The organism is Acidaminococcus sp. HCP3S3_G9_1, assembly GCF_052122455.1.
Taxonomy (GTDB): Bacteria; Bacillota; Negativicutes; order Acidaminococcales; family Acidaminococcaceae; genus Acidaminococcus.
Genome location: NZ_JBQKCH010000008.1, coordinates 38,961 through 56,456, shown reverse-complemented (window position 1 = coordinate 56,456; position 17,496 = coordinate 38,961). Strand labels below are relative to the sequence as shown.

The following is a 17,496-nucleotide window of genomic DNA, read 5'->3' as shown; positions in this document are numbered from 1 at the left end:
GCAGCTTATTTGGCTGCTTTTTTATACGCGTACAAAGCGGCACCCAGGGCGCCGTTGTACTGAGCCAGGGGAGAAGTCTTGATTTCCACACCAAGGCCTTCTTCCAGAGCCTCTCTCACGCCATAGTTCTGGGCCACACCGCCGGTCATCACAACATCCTTCACAACCCCCACCCGGTTGGCAAGGCCAATGACACGGCTGGCCACGGAACGATGGATCCCGGCAATGATGTCGTCCTTGTCGGTTCCTTTGGACAGCTGGCTGATGACTTCACTTTCAGCAAATACGGTGCAGGTGGAGCTGATGGCCACCCGTTTGGTGGATTTGGCTCCCAGTGCAGCCAGGTCAGAAACCTTCACTTCCAGGATATTGGCCATAACATCCAGGAAACGGCCAGTACCGGCAGCGCATTTATCATTCATCTGGAAATTGGTCATGGTCCCGTTTTCCACATGGATGACTTTCACGTCCTGACCACCGATATCGATGACCGTATGGACGTTGGGCCAGATAAAGCTGGCGCCCATGGCATGACAGCTCAGTTCGCTCATCTGCTTGTCGGCAATGCCTTCCAGCGAATTGCGCCCGTAACCGGTAGCCAGGGTAAAGGCCATGTCTTCTTTTTTCATGTGGGCATTTTCCAGGACTTCCGCAATAGAACGTGCGGGACCGGAAGTTCCGGTCCCCACGTCTACCAGGGATTTTGCCACGATCTCTTTTCCGTCTTTCAGGATAATGCACTTGGATGCAGTAGATCCAACATCGATTCCCAAGGTATAGATACTCATTAAAACAGTTCCTCCGTAAGGATTATTTCTTTACGAAAGTCTCGAACTCTCTGATGGCACGAGGCAGCAGCATCTGATGGAACGGGCAGATGCTTTCCGGATTCTGATAAGCAGCTTCCGTGAAGGCTTCCACATACCCGCGGATTTTGTTCATGTCTACGATTTCGTCTACCAGACCCAGTTCGGCGCAGACTTTCGGACGAGATTTGGTGTAGAAAGCCTGGATCAGGTTGTTCATCTTGTCGATGGTCGGCTGCAGATCCTTGCCGGCTTTCCGGTCTTTGGCCAGTCTCCGGGAGTACATGGCGGTAGCGGCGGTTTCACCGTTCATAACGGCGATTTCTGTAGCGGCCGTACCGATGGAGAAGGCGTTGGTATCGTTGCCCTGAGGCCCGCCCAGTACATAGTGTGCAGCAGCGGTGCCCTTTCTCAGGGTGATTTCGAATTGAGGGATGTGGGAAGTCTGGATGGAGTAGATCAGGGACTGGCCCAGACCCAGCAGTTCAGCCTTTTCCGCATCGTTGCCCACATCGATCCCGGTGGTGTCCTGGATCCAGACAATGGGCAGACGGTCTCTGGCGCAGAGAGTGACGAATTCATTCATCTTCACCAGACCCTGACGGTACAGCTTGCCGCCGATACCCACAGAGCCGGCAGCCTTGTATTCAGGGTAGTTCATCAACAGGCCCTGGACGTTGGCCACAACGCCCACCAGCAGGCCGTTGACTTTGGCCAGGCCGGTAACCATTTCAGGACCGTAGCCTTTCTTGTATTCCCGCATTTCGCTGTTGTCGAACAGACGGCCGATAACATTGTAGATGTCATAAGCCCGTTTGTCGTTCAGGGGAACCATGGTGTACAGATCGTCAGCCGGGAATGCCGGTGCTTTCGGATCGTCCACCCGGAAGAATTCAGGATCGTATTTGGGCAGCATGCCTACATACTTCTTGATCCCTTCCAGAACGCCTTCTTCGGAAGCATAGACTTCCCGGATGAAACCGGTTTCGGTGTAGTGGATGTCGACAGCTCCCGGAGGTTCGGTCTTGCCGGTACGGTCCACCATGTCAGCGATTTCGTTGGCATATTCCAGGTCCACATGGCCTTTGGGGTTCATGCCGCCCATAATGCCGGCGCCGCCTACAGCCATGTTGGCTTTTTCATGGGCAATGATCACCGTGGGGCTGATGGAATGATAGCCGCCGCCGGCAGGGTTGGTGCCGTAGATGCCCACGATGACGGGAATGCCCAGCTGGTTCAGTTCAGCGTTCCGGAAGAAGGGAGTACCGCCGCCACGACGGTTGGGGTATACCTTTTCCTGTTCGTCGAACTTAACGCCGGAGCAGTTCAGCACATACACCAGAGGCACGTGCAGGGTCTTGGCAGTGTCGGAAGCCCGCAGCAGGCATTCAGCCTGGCCAGGGACCCAGGCGCCGGCCAGCTTCTTGTTGTCGGAAGCCACCACTACGCACCATTTGCCGTTTACACGGCCCAGGCCCTTGACGATGGCCACGGAGCCGTTCTTGTTGCCCTGAGGATTGAACAGGGTGTTCAGGGGTCTCCAGGAGCCCGGTTCCACCAGTTTTTCAATTCTCTGGAGAGCGGTCAGTTCCCCTCTCTTGTTTACATCAGCATCTGCCTTGCCGGCTTCCTGAGCGGCTTTGATCAGCTGATGGATCTCTTCTTCGATCTTTTTCAGCTGTTCTTCATTGGCGGCATCCACCTTTTTCAGGGGTTTGCCCACCTGAGGCATTTGTTGGAAATATCTAGGCATAGAGTAAAAACCCATTTAACTTCTTCCTCCCGAATGTCTTATTTTGCTTCCGGAGCAGGGACTTTGATGAAAGCCTGGCCCGGGTCGATTTCTTCACGGATCAGTTTGATAACTGCCGGATCCGGAGCTTCCAGTTCCACAGCCTTGGATACATCCAGGTCGAACCCGGTGTTTTCCAGGACGTCTTCCGGAGAAGAAGTGGGATAGTAGGCAGCCAGATACATCCGTTTGGTCTTTTCGTCGAATTTCAGGATCCCTTTGTCGGTTACTACCAGCTGAGGTCCAACATCGCCGGGCAGACCCAGTCTTTCACGTCCGCCAGGGCCGTCGATCCAGCCCGGGCTGGTCACATAGTCGATTTTCTGCATGAATCTGCGTTTTTCATGCTGCATCATAATGATGGTGTTGGAATAGGTGGCAATGCCGTTAGCGCCGCCGGACCCGGTGAAACGGGTTTTCGGATGATGGTAGTCGCCGATGGAGGTGGAGTTCACGTTGCCGTAGGGGTCGATCTGAGCGCCGCCGATGAAGGCGATCAGACGGTTGGCCTTGTGCAGGTATTCGTTGATTTCGAAGCCGACGAACCGGACATTCGGCCAGATGCAGCCGCAGTGAGCCATGAACCGCAGGTCACCAACGGAACGGGGAACTTCCACAGGGGAGCAGTCCATCAGACCGCTTTCCACGATGATGTGGCAGTCAGGAGCATAAACTCTCTTGGCCACGCTGGCGCCGATCAGAGGCAGACCGGTACCAACCGTTACAACCTGACCATTTTTGATCTGTTTGGCAATGGTCACAGCCTGCATTTCCTTATTGGTATAATTCGTGTAATCAGCCATTGTTATTTGTCCTCCTTCGTCATGTCAATGTGATAGCCCAGACCGGGAACAACCTTCAGGTTGATCAGACGAGTGGCACCCAGTTTGTTCAGGTATTCGTCATGATCCTTCAGGTCGAACACCCATTCTTTGCAGAAAGCATCGAAGTCTTCCTGGGTCTTGGAGACCTGGTCATAGACTTTCAGGAACGGGTTGTCGTAGTCATACAGGCCATAGCACTGAGACGGATGAGCACCGTAAGGAGCCAGGACAACGGCATCTACGCACATGCCGGGAATGTCGTTCTTGGTGGGATCTCTTCTGATTTCTTCATTGGAGATGATCTCTTCGCAGGTAACGATGGTGTATTTGGCTGCTTCCGCAATATCCACATCCTGGAATTTGCCGCCCCAGATGCGTACGGTGCCATCAGGAGAAGCCTGCTGAGCGTGGATGATGGCCACATCGATCTGAGGAACAGGAACAGCCACCACTTTTTCACCCGGTTTGAAGGGGTTGTCGATGTATTTGAACTTGTCATCAGGAACTTTGTCCAGGGTCTTCCGGACTTCCTTGCTGATGCCCCATTCATCGGTGAGGCCGGAGCCCTGCATCAGGGTTACAGGCAGGAAGGGCAGGCCCAGAGCAGCGGCATGCCACATCATGTAGATAACATCCTGGGAATAGTCTTCCATGGTCAGCTTGCCGGCTTCGAACCATTTTCTGAACCGTCTGGAAACGTTGGTTACACCGGAGTTGGCGGTATAGCAGTTGATGTAGGCTTTCACACGGCCGTTGCCGATCAGCATATCCCAGTCGCCGCCGGCAGCACCGCCCAGACCGGTCAGGTCCGTGATGCCCTGTCTCAGGATTTCAAACACAGCCGCATAGGGTTTACGGTCAGTCGTAAAGCCACCCAGAGCAATGTGATCACCACTGTGCACATACTTGGCGATTGCGTCTTTTAACGTCATTACTTTACTCAAAGCAAAAACCTCCTTAAAATCCTTCCTAGTTTGTGAAACTGCCGGAATCCTCCTCTAAGAAATAACCATCCCCCTTTGTGAATATTTTTTACATTCGCATTCCGGCTGAACCTACTGTATTCAGTGTACGGAATGATTATAACACAAATAATTTTTTTTTTAAATCTCCCGGGAGATTATTTGTAGATTTTTTTGCAAATATATAAAAATTCTAATAACTTATGAGAAAATTTCTCTTTTTGCACCTTTTTTATTGCAAAAGTTACACAAAAAAGAAGGTGTTTTCTCTGAAACACCTTCTTTTTCTTCAACCATGCATTGTCAATACAGTTTTTTTTGCCGTTCCAGCCACTTTTGAGCCGCCTGGGCCAGCTGTTCCGGATTATTTTCCAGCATCCGGTCCTGGACCCGCCGGAGGAGCACCGGCATCAGCTCCTTCAACTGGTCCGGGCGGGCCCCCAGGGTCAGAGCGTCCTTCCCGGAAAAGTCCAGATCGGAGGTGTGGACGGGCATGAGATAGGCCATCTTCACCAACCGTTTTCCGTACATCTGGGCATGGATCACGTCATTCTGGGCCGCATTGGTGGCGGCCACATCCGCCACGCACACGGCCGTAAGCTGTTTGAAGGCTTCCGCCATCTCCTTGTTTACCCGGAAATGGCCGCTGCGGGCCTCCTTCCGGAGCCAGTGCCAGGTCTTGCTGTCCTCCTGGGCGCTGATGAACCCGAAGTGCATGTGGTTCTTCACCAGCCAGGCCACCCGGTCCACCACCTCCCGGGGCAGCTGGAGCCGTTCCAGGATCTGCCGGGCCAGGGCGGCGCCCACCACTTCATGGCCGTGGTCGCAGGGCTGTCCTTCTTTGTTGATGCCCCGGACCCCTTCCAGGCCCTTGGCCACGTCATGGAGCAGGATTCCCCATCCCACTTCCAGGCTCCGGTCCCCTTTGTCCAGGGCCACTGCCGTGTGCTTCCACACATCATAGGGATGGAACTGGGGGTTCTGGCCTAATCCCACCAGATGGATCAGTTCCGGCAGGATGGGCACCGTTTCATACTGGCCTTTCCGCCGGACCCGGCAGCTCTCCGCCGCCAGTCCGCTTTTCACCATCAGGTCCATGCCTTCTCCCGCATAGGTCCCCATGAGCAGCTTGTTCAATTCTGTCCGCACCCGCTCCAGAGACAGTCCCGGCACCTTCTTCAGGTTCCGGCCCATGGCAGGCAGGATGGAAGGATCCGGAGCAAAGCCCAGCTGTCCCACGAACCGGCAGGCCCGGAACATCCGCAGGGCATCTTCCGAGAACCGCCGGTCCGGATCCCCCACAGTGCGGAGAACCCGGCCCCGCAGATCATCCAGCCCCTGGAAGCAGTCGGTGATGTGTCCGTTCTGGTCCACCGCCAGGGCATTGATGGTGAAATCCCGCCGGCTCAGATCCTCTTCCAGAGTCCTGCAGTACCAGACTTCCGCCGGCCGGTGGGCGTCAGCGCTGCCGTAGGTTTCATTCCGGTAGGCGGCCACTTCCACCCCGTGGCGCTCCACCCGGAGGATCACCACCCCGAAGTTCTGTCCCAGCTCACTGACCACCGGGATCCCCGCGTCTTCCGCGGTCCGGAGGATCTGTTCCGGCCGGGCGTTGGTGACCACGTCATAATCGTCCGGGACCCGGCCCAGGAGCATGTCCCGGACAGCGCCTCCCACCACATGGGCTTCGAACCCATGGGACTGGAGCACATCCATAACGGTTTTCACATAGGATGGAATCGTCAGTTTCATTCCCGGTCACCCTCTCTTCCTGTCCCTTCCTGGTCTGCGGTCAGAAGGGTAAACACCCCGATTTCCAGGGATGGGTCGCTGGCCAGCTTCAGGGTGCAGTGGAATTCCCGTTCCATGTCCCCCAACCCCTGCTGGCGCAGCCAGCCGTATACCACAGGATGGACGGTAAGCAGCAGGCTGTGGCTCATCTTTCCCTGGAGGAACAGGCTCCGGAGCCGCCGGCGGATCTCCACATAGACGGTTTCCGGAGCTTCCACCCGGCCGCTGCCTCCGCACATGGGGCAGGTGGTGTACAGGATGCTGGACAGATTCTTCCGGGCCTTCATCCGGGTCATTTCCACCAGGTTCAGATGGGTCAGGTCGATGACCTTTGGCTTCATTTTGTCCCAGGCGAATTCTTTCTTCAGGATCTGGAGGATCTCCCCCTGTTCCTCTTCCCGGTCCATGTCGATGAAATCCGCCACGATGATGCCTCCGATGTCCCGGAGCCGGAGCTGCCGGGCGATTTCCCGGGCTGCTTCCCGGTTGGTGGCCATACTGGTGGCATCCCGGTCCGCTCCCGTGGAGAATTTCCCGCTGTTCACGTCGATGACGGTCATGGCTTCCGTATAGTCGAAGACCAGGTAGCCGCCCCCCGGCAGCCACACCACCCGGTCGGAAAGGCTTTCGATATCCTCATCCAGCCGGTAGAAGGTGAACAGGTCTTCTTTCCCCTTGTACAGCTTCACCTGGATCTGGGGCAGCCCCATGTCCCGGAGCATTTCCTGGAGCCGCTGACAGGTCTTCTCATCGTCCACGATGATCCGTTCCACCCGGTCCGTCACATAATCCCGGACCAGCCGGATGGCCAGGTCCAGTTCCCGGTACAGCAGCTGGGGTCCCCGGCCCACTTTGCTCCGGCGGACCAGCACCTCCCAGTTCCGGAGCAGCTGTTCCAGATCGGCCCGGATCTCGCTTTCCTCTGCATGGGCTGCTGCCGTCCGGAGCACCAGTCCCATATTTTCCGGCAGCAGCTCCCGGGCCCATTCCCGGAGCTCCTTCCGCTTGGTTTTGCAGCTGATCTTCCGGGACAGGCTCACCCGGCTGCCGTAGGGTTCCAGCACCACATACCGGCCGGGAAGGGTGATCTCCCGGGTCACCGCCGGACCCTTGTTCCCCCTGGCGTCCTTCACCACCTGGACCAAAAGCATCTGGCCTTCGGAGAGCTTTTCTCCCTTTTTCAGGGTCAGGAACCCGTTCTTCCCGGTGTTCAGGTCCACAAAGGCTGCCTGGATCCCGGGCACCACATTGCACACCCGGGCCCGGTACACATTGCCCACCAGGTTGTCGTTACTGCTCCGCTCCACCGCATAATCCCGGAGCCGGTCCTCTTCCACGGTGCCCATCCTGGTTTCTTCCGGACGGACACTGACAAAGATCGTATTCATGGCAGCCCTCAGCCTTCCCCGATCAGGGGAACCTTCCGGCCGGCTTCATCCCGGCTGTAAAGATCCACCCGGCGGATATCCGCCTGGACCACGGTGAGAGGGACCTGGAACTGGTCCTCCAGCACCTGGAGGAATTCCGACGCCTTCATGCTGCCGGTGGGGGTGATCCGGATATCAAAGGACAGGTCCAGGATTCCCTCCTGCCACCGGGCCTCCACCTGGGGAATGAAGTATTTCACATCGATGGTCTTGGGTTTCCCCTTGCCTTTTTTGTGGGTCTTGGTGTAGGGAACTTCCGGCGCAGCGGCAAAGGCGGCCAGCTGGGCAGAAGGATCGGCGGCACAGGGGACCTTCACCTGGTAGGAGGCACCCTGGGCCCGGGCCATGAGCTTGGGAGCCTTGTCATCGGTCAGGTCCCCCCGGACAATGTGGATGCCCATGGGCAGGGCCCGGGCGATCTTGTCCAGCAGCTCCTCCAGGGGCCGTTCTTCCGCCAGGCGGATTTCCGCAAACTCGCAGGAGCTGGTGACTCCCACGCTGAGGGCGGAGGCCAGGGAAAACTTCATATGGGGGTTGAACCCTTCCGAATAGGCCACCGGGATCCCGGACCGACGGAGGGCCTTTTCGATGCTCCTCTGGTATTCCAGATGGGAGATGAACCGGATCCCCGGTTCCTTGGTGATCTGCAGCCGCAGTTTCATACTTCTCCCTCCTTCCAGTCGATGATCTTCACGCCCAGTTTCTGGCAGACCCCGCAGCCGGTGCAGGTATCCCGGCGGCAGTCATGAGTCAGGGCCGCCTCCTGGGCTTTTTCGTATTCACTCCACAGGAACTGTCGGCTCACCCCGCAGCTGGTGTGTTCCCAAGGGAAGATTTCCTCTTTCCCCCGGGGCCGGCTGTTGTAGAAATCCGGGGTCAGGCCTGCATCGGCAATGGCCTGGGCCCACCGGTCATAATCGAATAATTCCGTCCAGCTGTCGAATTTGGCGCCCCTCTGCCAGGCCAGGTAAATGGCCTTTCCCAGCCGCCGGTCTCCCCGGGCCAGGACCCCTTCCATCAGGCTGGTCCGGGAATCATGGTACTGAAAGTGGATGTTCTTCAGATTGGCAAAGGCGTTCTTCAGCAGCATGTGCTTCCGGTCAAATTCCCCCTTGGTGTTCTGGCCCACCCACTGGAAGGGGGTGTAGGGCTTGGGCACGAAGTTGGACACGCTGACAGTGACTTTGGCCCCCATGTGGCCGGTAACTTCCTTGTACTTCCACTGGACCTTCTGGGCCAGTTTGGCAATGGCCAGCACGTCTTCGTCCGTTTCCGTAGGCAGACCGATCATGAAGTACAGCTTCACCTGGGACCAGCCGTTTTCAAAGGCGGCCCCCACCGCGTTCATGAGATTTTCTTCCGTGACCCCTTTGTTGATCACATCCCGCATCCGCTGGCTCCCGGCTTCCGGAGCAAAGGTCAGGCCGCTTTTCCGCACCGCCTGGACTTCCTGGGCCAGCTTCACGGAGAAGCTGTCGATCCGCAGGGAAGGCAGGGACACGCTGACCCGGTCCTTCCGGAAATCTCCCAGCAGTTCCCGGATGAGAGGTTCCAGATGGGAATAATCCGCGGTGCTCAGGGAGAACAGGGAGATTTCGTTGTAGCCGGTGGCAGGTACCAGCTGTTTGGCCAGCTCCATCACCGTTTCCGGTTTCCGTTCCCGGACCGGCCGATAGATGATCCCGGCGTTGCAGAACCGGCAGCCCCGGCTGCAGCCCCGGAACAGTTCCAGCATGATCCGGTCGTGGACCGTGTCACTGTAGGGCACAATGGGATGGGTGGGGAAATCCAGCCCGTCCAGGTCCTGTTCCACCCGTTTGTACACCACTTCCGGCGCCGTGGGCTCCAGAGGCTTTTTCCCGGTAATAGTGCCGTCGGGACCGTAGGTGATTTCATAGAAAGAAGGTACGTAGACCCCCTGGATCCGGGACACCCGGCGCAGGAAGCCAAGCCGGCCCCCGGGTTTGCCTTCCCGCTTCCAGTCCCGGTACAGCAGGGTCACTTCCTGGATGATCTTTTCCCCGTCTCCCAGCATGCAGAAGTCCAGGAAATCCGCCAGGGGTTCACTGTTGAACACGCAGCAGCCCCCGGCACATACAAAGGGATCCTCCAGGGTCCGGTCTTTGGCCAGGATGGGCACCCCGCCCAGGTCCAGCATGTTCAGGATGTTGGAATAGGACATTTCATACAGAAGGGTGAACCCCAGCAGGTCGAAATCCTTCAAAGGCCGGGTGTTTTCCAGGCTGGAGAGCACCAGCCCCCGTTCCCGCATTTTGGCTTCCATGTCCACCCAGGGGGCAAAGGCCCGCTCTGCCGCCACTTTGGGCAGCTTGTTGAGGATTTCGTAGAGGATCTTGTAGCCCAGATAGCTCATGCCGATTTCGTAGGTATCCGGGAAGGCCAGACAGAAGGAAACCTCCGTTTCCTCTTCCGGCTTTACGATGCTGCCGAATTCCATGCCGGTGTACCGGGCGGGTTTTTCCACAGCACTGAGTATGTCGATGGGTAAGTCTTTTCGCATAATATCTCCTTAATGAAAACGCAGGGTCTGGTGATGGGCATTGATGTTCAGCAGCAGGGTCACCATGAGCATATTGGTGGTAAGAGAGCTGACCCCGTAGCTCATGAAAGGCAGGGGCACCCCCGTGACCGGCATAATGCCGCTGGTCATCCCCACATTGACCAGGATGTGGAACAGGAACATAGAGACCACTCCCACGGCCAGCAGGGTTCCAAAATCATCGGACGCATGGAGGGCAATGGAAAGGCCCCGGTAGATCACCACCCCGTAGAGCAGCAGGATAATGGTAGTGCCGATGAAGCCGAATTCCTCCCCGGCCACTGCGAAGATAAAGTCCGTATGGTTTTCCGGCAGGAAGTTCAGCTGGCTCTGGGTACCGGCAAAAAGCCCCTTGCCGGCAAAAAGCCCGGAACCGATGGCAATCATGGACTGGATCACGTGATAGCCGCTGCCGTAGGGTTCCAGTCCCGGGTTCAGGAACACCCGGATCCGGTTCCGCTGGTACTCGTGGAGCATTTTCCACACCAGAGGCGCCGAAGCCAGTCCCAGGCCTCCCATGATCAGGAAATACCGGATCCGGAAGCCGCAGACGATCATGGTGCCCAGGAGGATGGCCAGAAACACCAGGGAAGTCCCCAGGTCCGGCTGCTTCATAACGAACAGGAAGGGCAGCAGCACATAGCCGAACACCGGCAGCCAGCTTCGGAAATCCGTCAAAAGGGGCAGCCGGTCGTCCACAAAGGAGGACAGGCTGATGATCATAATGGCTTTGGCAAACTCACTGGGCTGGATGCTGATGGGCCCCAGCTGGAGCCAGCGCTGGGCTCCCAGGGCGCTTTTCCCCACCAGCATCACCGCCAGCAGCATGAGGATGTTGAAGATGTACAGAGGCCGGGCCAGGCTCTTCAGGATCCGGTAGTCGAACCGCATGAGGAAGACCCCCAGCACCAGGTTGATGGCCGCAAAGCTCAGCTGGCGCAGGACGAAGCTGTACCGTCTGGGCCCGGGGATGTTGGCATGGGTGGCACTGCCGATGAGCACCACCCCGATGGCGATCAGCAGCAGGACGCTGATCAGCAGGGGTTTGTCGATATTCCGAAAATATTTTTTCAACGAAAAATGCCAGCGCATGGTTTCTCCTTATTTCTTGCTGCCCTGCCGCCGCACCCGGGGATCGGTGAACACGTATTCCAGGATGCTCTTGACAATGGGGGCTGCGGAAATGGTGCCGTAGCTGCCCTGTTCCACAATGCACACCACCACCAGCTGGGGCTTCTTGGCCGGGGCATAGGCGATGAACCAGCCGTGTTCCAGTCCGTGGGGGTTTTCGGCGGTACCGGTTTTCCCGGCCACCGGCACCGGCAGGTTCTTCAGGAAGGCGGCAGTGCCCCCTTCTTCCGTTACGGCTTCCAGGCCGTCCTGGATCAGCTTCAGGGTGGATTCAGAAATGGGCAGTTTCCCCTCTTCCTCCGGCTCGAAGGTCTTGGCCACGCTGCCGTCGTCATTGAGGATCTTGCTTACCAGATGGGGCTTGTACCGTTTCCCGTCGGTGGCCACGGCACTGAGCATTTCCGCCACCTGGATGGGGGTGGCCAGGGTGAAGCCCTGACCGATGGCAGTGTTGAAGGTATCCCCCAGGTACCATTCGTCATCAAAGACCTTCTTCTTGTATTCCGGGGTGGCGATGAGTCCCTGGGCCTCCCCGTGGAGGTCGATGCCCGTGGTCTGGCCGAAGCCGAATTCCCGGGCGTATTTGTCCAGCAGGTCGATGCCCACCCGGTTCCCCATTTCGTAGAAGTACACGTTGTCGGAAGCGGCCAGGGCCCGTTTGAAGTTGATGTACCCCAGGGCTTCCCCTCCGGCGTTCCGCATGTCGATGAGCCAGTGGCGGCCGGAGTCGTAGATCAGTTCATCCGGGGTCACTTTCTTTTCTTCCAGGGCCGCGGACCCGGTGACGATCTTGAAGGTGGATCCGGGAGGATATTCCCCGGCGATGACCTTGTCGGTCATGGGATGGAAGGGATCCGTATTCAGGTATTTCCAGTTCTTTTCGCTGATCCCGTTGACAAACCAGTTGGGATCGAATCCGGGACGGGACACCAGGGCCTTCACTTCCCCGTTGTTGGGATCCAGGGCCACCACGGCGCAGCCCCGGGCCCCGATGGCCTTCAGCTGCCGGTCCACCGCCTCTTCGGCGATCCGCTGGAGCTTGGCGTCGAGGGTGAGCACCAGCCCCTGGCCCGGTTTGGGATCCACTTTGTCCATGATCTGGACCACCCGGCCTGCCACGTCCACTTCTTCCCGGTAGCTGCCGTCTTCTCCCCGGAGATAGGAATCGTAGTAGTTTTCCAGGCCGAATTTCCCGATGATGTCCCCGGCCTTCAGTTCACTGTAGGCTCCCTGGGAGATCTCATAATCACTGATTTCTCCCACATAGCCCAGGGCATGGACTGCCAGTCCCTTGTTGGGATAATTCCGCACCGGCTGGACTTCCAGCATCACCCCGGGCAGATAGCGAAGGTTTTCCTCCACCTTGTCCACCACTTCCGGAGAGGCGTTCCGGACCAGACGGATGGGTTCCGAACTGCCTCCGGAGAGACGGATGGTCTCCTTGATGTCTTCCAGAGGCAGGTTCAGCAGCTGGCTCAGCCGTTCCAGGGTCTCTTCCCGGTACCCGTCGGTCCGGCGCACCAGGGACACCATGACCCCGGGCTTGTTGTTGGCCAGTTCTTCCCCGTTGCAGTCATAGATGATGCCCCGGGGGGCCAGGATCCGGGTATAGCGGGTCCGGTTCCCTTCCGCCTGCCGGCGGTAAGTGGATCCCTTGACGATTTGCAGATAGAACATCCGTCCGATGAGGATCAGGATCACCAGGATGCCGGTGACCATCATGAACTCCAGACGGTAAGCATATTTTTTATTCAGCACGGCAGACTCCTACAGATGATAGTAATAATCCATACGGCTGCGGACCCGTTTCTTCAGTCTGTGGTACAGGAACCACATGACAGGGGCCAGGACCAGGTTCCACCCCATAAGCTTCAGGGTCTGGAGGGCCAGGGGCAGGATCGGCAGCCAACGGCCCAGCATCACGCACAGGAACAGTCCCCGGGCCACCTGGAGCAGCAGGGTCACCAGAGCGGTGAGGATCAGATAGGTGGGCAGCCGGTCCACGAACATGTTCACCCGGTTCTTTCCGATCAGGTACCCCAGGGCCGCCCGGGTCACCATGTGCCAGCCGAAATAGCTGAAGGTGACAACGTCCAATAAAGCACCAATACCCAGTCCATACACTGCGCCGTTCCGTTTCCCCTGGTCCATGGCATAGAGCAGGAGAAACAACAGCAGCAAGTCCGGGGACTGGGTGGTGTTGAAAAAGAGGAACCAGTGATTTTCCAGAGTGAACAGAAACAGGGTGAAAAACAGCCAGGCAAGGGCAACGATCACCATTATTTCCCTCCTTTGCCGGACTGGGCATCCGGATCTTTCCCCTCGTTACGGAGGAAATCCGCAAACCCCTGGAAGTTGGTGATGACCCGGGCTTCTTCCAGATGGCTGTAATCCACGGAAGGAGCGATGGTGGCCATTTTGGTAAGGCCGCCGGTATCCATCTGGACATCTTCCACGGTACCGATCACCAGCCCTTCCGGATGGTAGCCGCTGTAGCCGCTGGTCACAATGGTGTCTCCGGGCAGGATGTCCGCATTCCGGCTGAGATTCCGCATTTCCAGCAGCAGATCCGGTCCGGCCACCCCGTTGACGATTCCCGCCGCCCGGGAATCCCCCCGGAGGTTCAGGCCCCCGATCCGGCTCCGGGGACTGGAAATCAGCAGCACCTTGGCCATGTGGGGATAGACTCCGTCCACAATGCCGATGAGCCCGGAGGCATTCACCACCGGCATGTTCACCTGGAGCCCGTCATCTTTTCCCCGGTCGATGAGGATCACATCCTTGAAATCTCCCAGATCCCGGCTGATCACCTTGGCGGACACCATGTTCCACTGGGGATGGAGGCTGCTGAACTTCAGCAGTTTCCCCAGCCGCTGGTTCTCCGCCTTCATGCCGATCAGTTCCGCATTGTTCTGGCGCAGCTCTTCATTTTCCTTTTTCAGGGCGGCATTTTCCTTTTCCAGGGCCGTCTTGGAGGCAAAATAATTCCCGGTGCCTTTGAAACCGCCGCCGATGCCTCCCACCACAAAGCTGATGGGCCGGGTCAGGGTGGTCAGCACCGTATTCACGGCAGGGAACCGGTGGAAAGCATCCCATACCAGCCCCACCACCAGCAGGATGGCCGCCGCCAATACCCCCAGTCTGACTTTCTGTTCCTTCCTCATTCGCACTGCTTCTCTCCATTTACACGTTCCGGCGGGGACGGGGTCCCTTCCGGAACAGATTCATATTCCCGGCGGCAATGCCGGTTCCCTTGGCTCCGCAGGTCAGGGCGTTTTCCGCCACCCACACTTTCAGGCCGGTTTCCCGGGCCAGGAGCCAGTCAAAATTCCGCAGCAGGGCTCCGCCCCCTGTAAGGACGATGCCCCGTTCCGCCACATCCCGGGCCAGCAGGTCTGGCAGCTGTTCCAGGAGGGCCAGGACACAGTTCACCATCTTGTGGACCGGTTCCCACAGGGCCTCCCGGAGCTGGTTCTGATCGATGGTCACCCGCCGGGGGAGCCCGGTGATCAGGTCCCGGCCCCGAAGGTCCATATAGGCCGGAGGCGCAGTCTCCCGGACCGTGCCGATCTCGATCTTCACCTGCTCCGCCTGGAGGGTCCCGATAAGAAGATTATACTTTTTCCGGCTGTACTGGACAAGGGCCTGGTCCAGGCTCCGTCCTCCCTGGCGGAGGAGCCGGCTGAGAGCAATCTTTCCCTGGGTGAGCACCGCCGCTTCCGTGGCCCCTGCCCCCATATCCACCACCAGGCAGCTTTTGGTCTCCCGGACCGGGATCCCGGCTCCCAGGGCTGCCGCCAGAGGGGCTTCCAACAGGTAAGCCTCCCCGGCTCCCGCTTCCATGGCCGCATCCAGCACCGCCCGGCGCTCCACGCTGTTCACCCCGCAGGGCACCGTAAGCACCAGCCGGGGCCGGAACAAAGGCCGTTTCCCCAGGGCCTGGCGGAGGAATCCCCTGAGCATCTGCCGGGTCAGGTCGAAGTCGGCGATGACCCCGTCCTGGAGCGGCCGGACCACCTGGATTCCCTCCGGGGTCCGTCCCAGCATCTGCCGGGCCTCCTGACCCAGGGCCAGGATCTTTCTCCGGCCCCGGTCCAGGGCCACGGCGGTGGGTTGGTCCAGTACGATACCCTCGTCCCGGAGACAGATCCGGGTATGGTCCGTGCCCAGATCCACTCCCAGATCCGTGGAAAAAGATCCCATTAGATCCAGCATGCCATGTTCCTCCTTTTACAACAATCCGTGTTCCTTGAAACTGTAATAGACCCCGTCTCCAATGATCAGATGATCCACCAGAGGGATCCCCATCACCTTCCCCGTATCCCACAGGGTCCGGGTCAGGCTCCTGTCCTCCCGGCTGGGGGTGGGGTCCCCGGAAGGATGGTTGTGGACCGCCAGGATGGCGGCTGCATGGTGGAGCAGCGCCGGGGCAAAAGCCTCCCGGGGATGGACCACTGAGGCATTGAGAGACCCCTCAGAAATGGGTTCGATGCCAGTGACCTTCCCCTTGCTGTTCAGCAGCACCACCAGAAAATGTTCATGATTCTCATACCGGAGCCGGGGCATCACCAGCATGGCTCCGTCTTCCGGACAGTGGATGGTCTGGAAGGGTTGGGTTTCCGCCCCTGCCAGCCGCCGTCCCAGTTCCAGGGCCGCCAGGATCACCGCAGCCTTGGCAGGCCCGATGCCGGCAATCCGGGTCAGTTCCCGGGGGTCCTGGGTCCGGGCCAGCCGGGCATCCTTCAGCAGATCCCCCGTCAGTTCCCGGGCAATATCCAGGGCCGAATGTTCCTTTCTCCCGGTGCCGATCAGGATGGCCAGCAGTTCCGTAATGGCAAGGGCTTCAGGTCCCTTGGCCAGGAGCCGTTCCCGGGGCCGTTCCTCCGGAAGCATCTCCCGGATCAGATAGTGTGTCATGTCTTGTCACGTCCAATTCTGCAAATAATTTCTTCAAAGGGGCAAGAGGGAGTCCCACCACATTGGTGTAGGACCCCTGGATGGAAGGAATGAACAAGGCGGCTTTCCCCTGGATGCCGTAGGCTCCGGCCTTGTCCAGGGGTTCCCCGGTAGCAATGTACCAGGCAATGTCTTTTTCAGAAAGAGGAGAAAACTCCACCTTCGTGGTCTCCACATGGGTCCGGACCTGTCCTTGGAAGAACAGGGCCATCCCTGTCAGTACCCGGTGGGTCCGGCCGCTGAGTTTCCGGAGCATGCGGGCTGCTTCCGCCCTGTCCCGGGGTTTTCCCAGGATCTCCCCGTCCAGGGCCACCACCGTGTCCGCCGCCAGGATGGGCACCCGGTCCCCCAGCCGGTCCCGGACTTCCCGGCCTTTGGCCAGCGCGTTGGCCAGCACCAGCTGTTCCGGGGTGGCATCGTTTTTTTCTTCTTCTCCCCGGCTCACCACCACCCGGGGCTCCAGGCCGATCTGCCGGAGCAGTTCCAGGCGCCGGGGTGAACCGGAGGCCAGTATCAGTTCCATAACGAGCATTCTCCTATAACTTGTGAAACAGAATCCCTGCCAGGATCATGCCCAGGATGGCTGCCAGATTGGGAGAAAATTCCACACCGGCGGTCACCTTGGCCACATAAAGGTCCATGGTGGAAGGGGGAATGGTCAGCACCTGATATTTCCGCACCAGGAAATCGGTGGCTCCGCCCAGAGGCTGGGAAGCCTGGAGACTGTCCCCCAGAAGGCCTCCCATGACGGCACCGGCTGCCAGGACCAGCAGCAGGGTCAGATGGTTTTTCCCCAACATGGTTTAAACCTCCACTTTTTTCCCTTTGGCGTCGTAAATCTCCCCATCGCTGAAATAGCCGGTGATGGTCCACTGTTCCACCTTGGTCCGGACACTCTTCTTGAAGTTCCGGGCATAGACCAGCCCCAGGGCCAGCCACACCAGAGTGCTGAGCACCACGATCTGCCACACGGGAGCAGAGAAAAAATGGGCTATGGCCCGGCCGAAAGCCGCACCGGCCAGGGCGGTGAGCACCGGGATCCCGTACACGATCATCTGGGCCTTCTTTTCATCCAGGGACTGTTTCCCCACGATCACCCGGGTGCCCCGTTTGGCTTCGCAGGCATTCCAGCAGTCCAGCATCTTGGGCCGCTGTTCCCCCGGTCTCTGTTCGATTTTCACCTTGGCCCGCTGTTTGTTGACTGCGATGACCTTTCCCACATACACATTGTTGTTGCTCATACTATG

The 17,496-nt window shown here is 58.5% G+C and carries 17 protein-coding genes; all 17 read right to left on the bottom strand.

Annotation, left to right across the window (positions count from 1 at the left end):
* Positions 1 to 5 precede the first annotated feature (5 nt).
* The 17 genes from hgdC to ACTQY1_RS06355 all read right to left on the bottom strand — a co-directional run bounded on the left by hgdC (position 6) and on the right by ACTQY1_RS06355 (position 17,490).
* Positions 6 to 788 (bottom strand): (R)-2-hydroxyglutaryl-CoA dehydratase activase HgdC, encoded by a 783-nt coding sequence (hgdC, locus tag ACTQY1_RS06435; RefSeq protein WP_022487674.1) that lies wholly within the window; start codon positions 786 to 788, stop codon positions 6 to 8.
* A 22-nt stretch (positions 789 to 810) separates the two neighbouring features.
* Positions 811 to 2,574 (bottom strand): sodium ion-translocating glutaconyl-CoA decarboxylase subunit alpha, encoded by a 1,764-nt coding sequence (gcdA, locus tag ACTQY1_RS06430; protein ID WP_022487675.1) that lies wholly within the window; start codon positions 2,572 to 2,574, stop codon positions 811 to 813.
* 23 nt (positions 2,575 to 2,597) lie between these two features.
* Entirely contained in the window at positions 2,598 to 3,401 is an 804-nt protein-coding gene (gctB, locus tag ACTQY1_RS06425) for a glutaconate CoA-transferase subunit B (protein WP_022487676.1), read from the bottom strand.
* A gap of 2 nt (positions 3,402 to 3,403) precedes the next feature.
* Entirely contained in the window at positions 3,404 to 4,366 is a 963-nt protein-coding gene (gene gctA / locus ACTQY1_RS06420; protein ID WP_022487677.1) for a glutaconate CoA-transferase subunit A, read from the bottom strand.
* Positions 4,367 to 4,687: 321 nt separating this feature from the next.
* On the bottom strand, positions 4,688 to 6,136 hold the full coding sequence (locus tag ACTQY1_RS06415) for a CCA tRNA nucleotidyltransferase (protein WP_154487849.1): 1,449 nt from the start codon (positions 6,134 to 6,136) through the stop codon (positions 4,688 to 4,690).
* Positions 6,133 to 7,563, bottom strand: coding sequence for an Rne/Rng family ribonuclease (locus ACTQY1_RS06410; protein ID WP_022487679.1), 1,431 nt, complete (start codon positions 7,561 to 7,563; stop codon positions 6,133 to 6,135). The genes ACTQY1_RS06415 and ACTQY1_RS06410 overlap by 4 nt, the downstream gene beginning before the upstream one ends.
* An 8-nt stretch (positions 7,564 to 7,571) precedes the next feature.
* Positions 7,572 to 8,264 carry a TIGR03936 family radical SAM-associated protein gene (locus ACTQY1_RS06405; protein WP_022487680.1) on the bottom strand — a complete coding sequence of 231 codons (693 nt, stop codon included), beginning with the start codon at positions 8,262 to 8,264 and terminating at the stop codon, positions 7,572 to 7,574.
* The gene (locus ACTQY1_RS06400; RefSeq protein ID WP_441368912.1) at positions 8,261 to 10,123 is read right to left on the bottom strand and encodes a TIGR03960 family B12-binding radical SAM protein; all 1,863 of its coding nucleotides are present in this window, start codon (positions 10,121 to 10,123) and stop codon (positions 8,261 to 8,263) included. The genes ACTQY1_RS06405 and ACTQY1_RS06400 overlap by 4 nt, the downstream gene beginning before the upstream one ends.
* Before the next feature lie 9 nt (positions 10,124 to 10,132).
* Positions 10,133 to 11,254 carry a rod shape-determining protein RodA gene (rodA, locus tag ACTQY1_RS06395; protein WP_022487682.1) on the bottom strand — a complete coding sequence of 374 codons (1,122 nt, stop codon included), beginning with the start codon at positions 11,252 to 11,254 and terminating at the stop codon, positions 10,133 to 10,135.
* 9 nt (positions 11,255 to 11,263) lie between these two features.
* The gene (gene mrdA, locus ACTQY1_RS06390) at positions 11,264 to 13,051 is read right to left on the bottom strand and encodes a penicillin-binding protein 2 (protein WP_279127964.1); all 1,788 of its coding nucleotides are present in this window, start codon (positions 13,049 to 13,051) and stop codon (positions 11,264 to 11,266) included.
* A 9-nt stretch (positions 13,052 to 13,060) separates the two neighbouring features.
* Positions 13,061 to 13,573 (bottom strand): rod shape-determining protein MreD, encoded by a 513-nt coding sequence (gene mreD / locus ACTQY1_RS06385; protein ID WP_022487684.1) that lies wholly within the window; start codon positions 13,571 to 13,573, stop codon positions 13,061 to 13,063.
* Positions 13,573 to 14,457, bottom strand: a complete 885-nt coding sequence (gene mreC / locus ACTQY1_RS06380) for a rod shape-determining protein MreC (protein ID WP_154487850.1) — start codon at positions 14,455 to 14,457, stop codon at positions 13,573 to 13,575. The genes mreD and mreC overlap by 1 nt, the downstream gene beginning before the upstream one ends.
* A gap of 19 nt (positions 14,458 to 14,476) precedes the next feature.
* A complete protein-coding gene (locus ACTQY1_RS06375; protein ID WP_022487686.1) occupies positions 14,477 to 15,508 on the bottom strand; it encodes a rod shape-determining protein in 1,032 nt (343 codons plus the stop codon).
* A gap of 15 nt (positions 15,509 to 15,523) precedes the next feature.
* Positions 15,524 to 16,210: a RadC family protein gene (gene radC / locus ACTQY1_RS06370; protein ID WP_154487851.1), complete on the bottom strand. Its 687-nt coding sequence runs from the start codon at positions 16,208 to 16,210 to the stop codon at positions 15,524 to 15,526.
* Positions 16,137 to 16,772 carry a Maf family protein gene (locus tag ACTQY1_RS06365; protein ID WP_022487688.1) on the bottom strand — a complete coding sequence of 212 codons (636 nt, stop codon included), beginning with the start codon at positions 16,770 to 16,772 and terminating at the stop codon, positions 16,137 to 16,139. Before ACTQY1_RS06365 ends, radC begins: the two co-directional genes overlap by 74 nt.
* Before the next feature lie 13 nt (positions 16,773 to 16,785).
* On the bottom strand, positions 16,786 to 17,049 hold the full coding sequence (locus tag ACTQY1_RS06360) for a DUF4321 domain-containing protein (RefSeq protein ID WP_022487689.1): 264 nt from the start codon (positions 17,047 to 17,049) through the stop codon (positions 16,786 to 16,788).
* 3 nt (positions 17,050 to 17,052) lie between these two features.
* Complete coding sequence (locus tag ACTQY1_RS06355; protein ID WP_022487690.1) at positions 17,053 to 17,490, bottom strand: SoxR reducing system RseC family protein; 438 nt, start codon at positions 17,488 to 17,490, stop codon at positions 17,053 to 17,055.
* Positions 17,491 to 17,496: the final 6 nt, after the last annotated feature.